The organism is Nocardia sp. NPDC004722 (assembly GCF_053601505.1).
Genome location: NZ_JBSGBY010000749.1, coordinates 1 through 3,595, shown reverse-complemented (window position 1 = coordinate 3,595; position 3,595 = coordinate 1). Strand labels below are relative to the sequence as shown.

Below are 3,595 nucleotides of genomic sequence, written 5' to 3'. Positions count from 1 at the left end.
ACTAGCCCTGCGAGGCGGGCGATTCCGGTTCAGTTTCCGGGGCGGGCGGGGTGGCACGCGGCGACAGGGTGATGACGCCCGCGTCCAGATCGACGGCCAGCCGCGGCCGATGCTGCTGGCCGTCGCCGGCCTCGCTGCTGTCGTCTTCGAGCTTCTTACCGGGGAACAGTTCGCCTATGACGCCCATCCCTCCACCCTAGCTCTCACATCCGGTAGCGCCGGGAGCCGTAGGACGGCCCGACACCACGCGGACCCCAGCCGCGGCGACCGCGCACGAACAGGAAGAACACCAGCGGGAACAGGAAGAACGGGAAGAAATGGGTGGCCACCGCGAACGCGATCGCGAAGATCAGCGCCACGATCACCGCGATCGGGGCGAACGGCGGTGGGCGACGCGGGACGGGTTGCGGAGTGAGGATCTGCGGGGTGGCCGGCTGCGGGCGGGGCAGATCACCGAACAGCACCGCGAGCTCGCCCGCGGTCTTGGCGGCGTACGCCCGGCTCACCCGGTCGTCGTATTCGGTGACATCCAAGCGCCCGGCCGCGAAGTGGTCTCCCAGCGCGGCCGCGGCTCGTTCACGTTCCGCGGTGCCGACGCGGACATCGGGCGGTCCGTAGACCGCAGGATCGAAATCGGTCATGACATCCGGCCTAGAGGGGAAGGGAATCTCGTTGTCCGCCAGCGTAGGCCCGTTCGCGACGGCGTGCCTGCACGTGTCGACGTAATCGCGGCTACGTCGGCTGACGTAGGTCCGTCCGGGTGGTCTCGGCGGCCAGCGCCGCGAATTCGGCGACCTTGGGATTGTCGGTGCGGGTGCGCCACACCAGCCGCACCCGGGCCGCCGCCAGCCCGGTGAGCGGCACGAACGTCACCTCCGGGTGGGTGAAATAGGTGGGCATGGCGGTGGTCGTCGCGAAGACCGCGTCATTGTGGGCGACCGCGGAGAGCATCTCGGGTTCGGTGCGGGCGGGCGGCGCGGCCGGAATGGGACGGCCGCTCGGCGTGACCGCGGGTGGCCAGAAACCGCGAGCGAATTCGGGGCTGACATCCGGATGCGGTCCGATCACCCGCAATTCGGCCAGATCCTCGATATCGAGGCTGGCGCGCGCGGCCCACGGATGCCGCCGGGCGATGGCCAACAGCCGGGGGAACTCGCCGACCTCGGGGCCGACGGTCAGGTCGGGCTGATCGATCGGGGTCAGCGAGATCTGCAGATCGACCTCCCCGCGCCGCAGCGGCCCGTAGATATCGGTCCACGGGATCTGGGTGAGCGTGACCACACAGTGCGGATGCCGTGCCCGGAACCCGGCCAGCGGCGCGTCCAGCGTCGCACCGTAGGGGCCGAGGAAGCCGATCCGCAATCCCCGTGCCAGGGTTCGGGTTTCGGCCATGGCGCGTTGCAGGTCGTCGAAGGCCGGGCGGACCCGCGAGAGCAACTGCTCGCCGAGCGGGTTGAGCATGACCCGCCGGCTGGTGCGTTCCACCAGGCGGCGACCGATGCGCCGCTCCAGGCTGCGGATCAACTGGCTCACCCGCGGCTGGGACACGCCCAGCCGAATCGCGGTGCGCCCGAAGTGCAGTTCTTCGGCCAGCACCACGAACGCTTCCAATTCGGCCGGATCGACGCGAGTCTCGCGTAAGGAGTCTTCGATTAGCATTTCTTATCGATTCTCCCGGATTTCGCCGTTGATGGCCAACCGCCGGTGCCCGATCCTTGTTCGGTGAGTGGTGCGCGGCGTTTGGTGGTGGGTATCAGCGGCGCGACGGGTATCGCGTACGGGGTGCGGGTGTTGGAGTTGGCCCGTAAGGCGGGGGTGGAGACGCACCTGGTGGTGACCCCGGCCGGGCAGCAGACCCGGGCTTATGAAACCGGGCTCAGTGCAAGCGATCTCGCGGCTATGGCCGATGTCACATACCGGCCCGCCGATATCGGCGCGGCCATCGCGTCCGGCTCGTTCCGCACCGCCGGAATGATCGTGGCCCCCTGCTCGATTCGCACGCTGTCCGCGGTCGCCTACGCCAACAACGACAACCTGCTCACCCGTGCCGCCGACGTCACCCTCAAGGAACGCCGCCGCTTGGTGCTCATGGTCCGCGAAACCCCGCTGACCCTGGCGCATCTGCGCGCCATGACCGAGGTCACCGAGATGGGCGGCATCGTCATGCCGCCGGTGCCCGCCTTCTACCTCGAGCCCGAATCGGTCGCCGACATCGTCGACCACACCGCCGGGCGTGCCCTGGACCTGCTCGGCATCGACGTCCCCGACCTGCCCCGCTGGGGCGAAACCCCGCTCGAAGGAAAGTGAAACAGGCTGTGGCCCACTTGAAGAGCCTGCGCGAGTTCATCGACGCGCTCACCGCGATCGGCGAGATCCAGCAGATCGACACCGAGGTCGACTGGAACATGGAGATCGGCGCGATCATCCGCCGCTCCTACGACCTGAAGGCCCCCGCGCCGCTGTTCACCAATATCACCGACTACCAGGGCAGCGGCTTCCGCGTGCTCGGTGCGCCGGGTGCGCTGTCGGGCCCCGAGCACCGGCTGGCGCGTATCGCGCTGGCACTGGGCCTGCCCGCCGACGCCAGCGGCCAGCGGATCGTGGAGGCGCTCGCCGATGCCCGCGCCAAGCCGGGCATCCCGCCGGTCGTGGTGGACCGCGCGGACGCGCCCTGCAAGCAGAACATCAAGCTCGGCGACGACATCGACCTGTTCGCCTTCCCGACCCCGAAGCTGCACGGCAACGACGGTGGCCGCTACATCCAGACCTACGGGATGAACATCGTCAAGACCCCCGACGGTTCGTGGACCAACTGGTCGATCAACCGCATGATGATCCACGACCGCAACACTCTGGCCTGCCTGATCCCCGGGCCGCAGCACCTGGGCATCATCCGCTCGAAGTGGACCGAGATCGGCGAGCCCATGCCGATCGCGCTGGCCATCGGCGTCGAGCCGGGCCTGCCGTGGGTGGGCGGCATGCCGATTCCCGAGGGCGAGGACGAAACCCATTTCCTGGGCGCGCTTTTCGGCGAGGGCCTGGAACTGGTGCCCGCCGAGACCGTCGACCTGCTGGTCCCCGCGACCGCCGAGATCGTCATCGAGGGTCATATCGCCCTCGACGAGACGGTCATGGAGGGCCCGTTCAACGAGTTCCCCGGCTACAACGCCACCGAGGCCAGCCTCAAGCAGGTCTTCCACGTCTCCGCCGTCACCTACCGCGACGGCGCGATCCAGCCGACCGTGGCCGCGGGCCCGCCCGTGGAGGAGGACCACACCATCATCGGCACCACCAGTGCCGCCGAGATCCTCTACCTGCTGCGGCAGGCCGGGCTGCCGATCTCCTCGGCCTGGTACAACTTCGAGGCGGCCGTGCACTGGCTGACCCTCGCGGTGAAGCAGGACTGGCACGAGACCACCGGGCTGGGCTCGCACGAACTGGTCGACCAGATCGCGAAGATTATCTTCACGGGTAAGCCGTCGGTCAACGCGCCCAAGATCCTGGTCGTCGAGGACGACGTCGACATCACCAACCTCGACGAGGTGGTGTGGGCCTTCGCCGCGATCGACATCCGGGTGCGAACGGGTGGCGAAGG

At 68.7% G+C, this 3,595-nt stretch carries 5 protein-coding genes; 2 read left to right on the top strand and 3 right to left on the bottom strand.

Going from position 1 to position 3,595, the window contains the following annotated elements:
- Position 1: 1 nt before the first annotated feature.
- The 3 genes from ACWELQ_RS41135 to ACWELQ_RS41125 all read right to left on the bottom strand — a co-directional run bounded on the left by ACWELQ_RS41135 (position 2) and on the right by ACWELQ_RS41125 (position 1,659).
- Positions 2 to 187 carry a hypothetical protein gene (locus tag ACWELQ_RS41135; protein ID WP_452402406.1) on the bottom strand — a complete coding sequence of 62 codons (186 nt, stop codon included), beginning with the start codon at positions 185 to 187 and terminating at the stop codon, positions 2 to 4.
- Between the two features lie 16 nt (positions 188 to 203).
- Entirely contained in the window at positions 204 to 641 is a 438-nt protein-coding gene (locus ACWELQ_RS41130; protein WP_452402405.1) for a DUF1707 SHOCT-like domain-containing protein, read from the bottom strand.
- A 91-nt stretch (positions 642 to 732) separates the two neighbouring features.
- Positions 733 to 1,659, bottom strand: coding sequence for a LysR family transcriptional regulator (locus tag ACWELQ_RS41125; RefSeq protein ID WP_452402404.1), 927 nt, complete (start codon positions 1,657 to 1,659; stop codon positions 733 to 735).
- Positions 1,660 to 1,722: 63 nt separating this feature from the next.
- Between ACWELQ_RS41125 and ACWELQ_RS41120 the strand changes: the two genes are divergently transcribed.
- The gene (locus ACWELQ_RS41120; protein WP_452402403.1) at positions 1,723 to 2,307 is read left to right on the top strand and encodes a UbiX family flavin prenyltransferase; all 585 of its coding nucleotides are present in this window, start codon (positions 1,723 to 1,725) and stop codon (positions 2,305 to 2,307) included.
- Between the two features lie 8 nt (positions 2,308 to 2,315).
- The coding region (locus ACWELQ_RS41115) for a UbiD family decarboxylase (RefSeq protein ID WP_452402402.1) at positions 2,316 to 3,595 on the top strand (1,280 nt) is incomplete at its 3' end.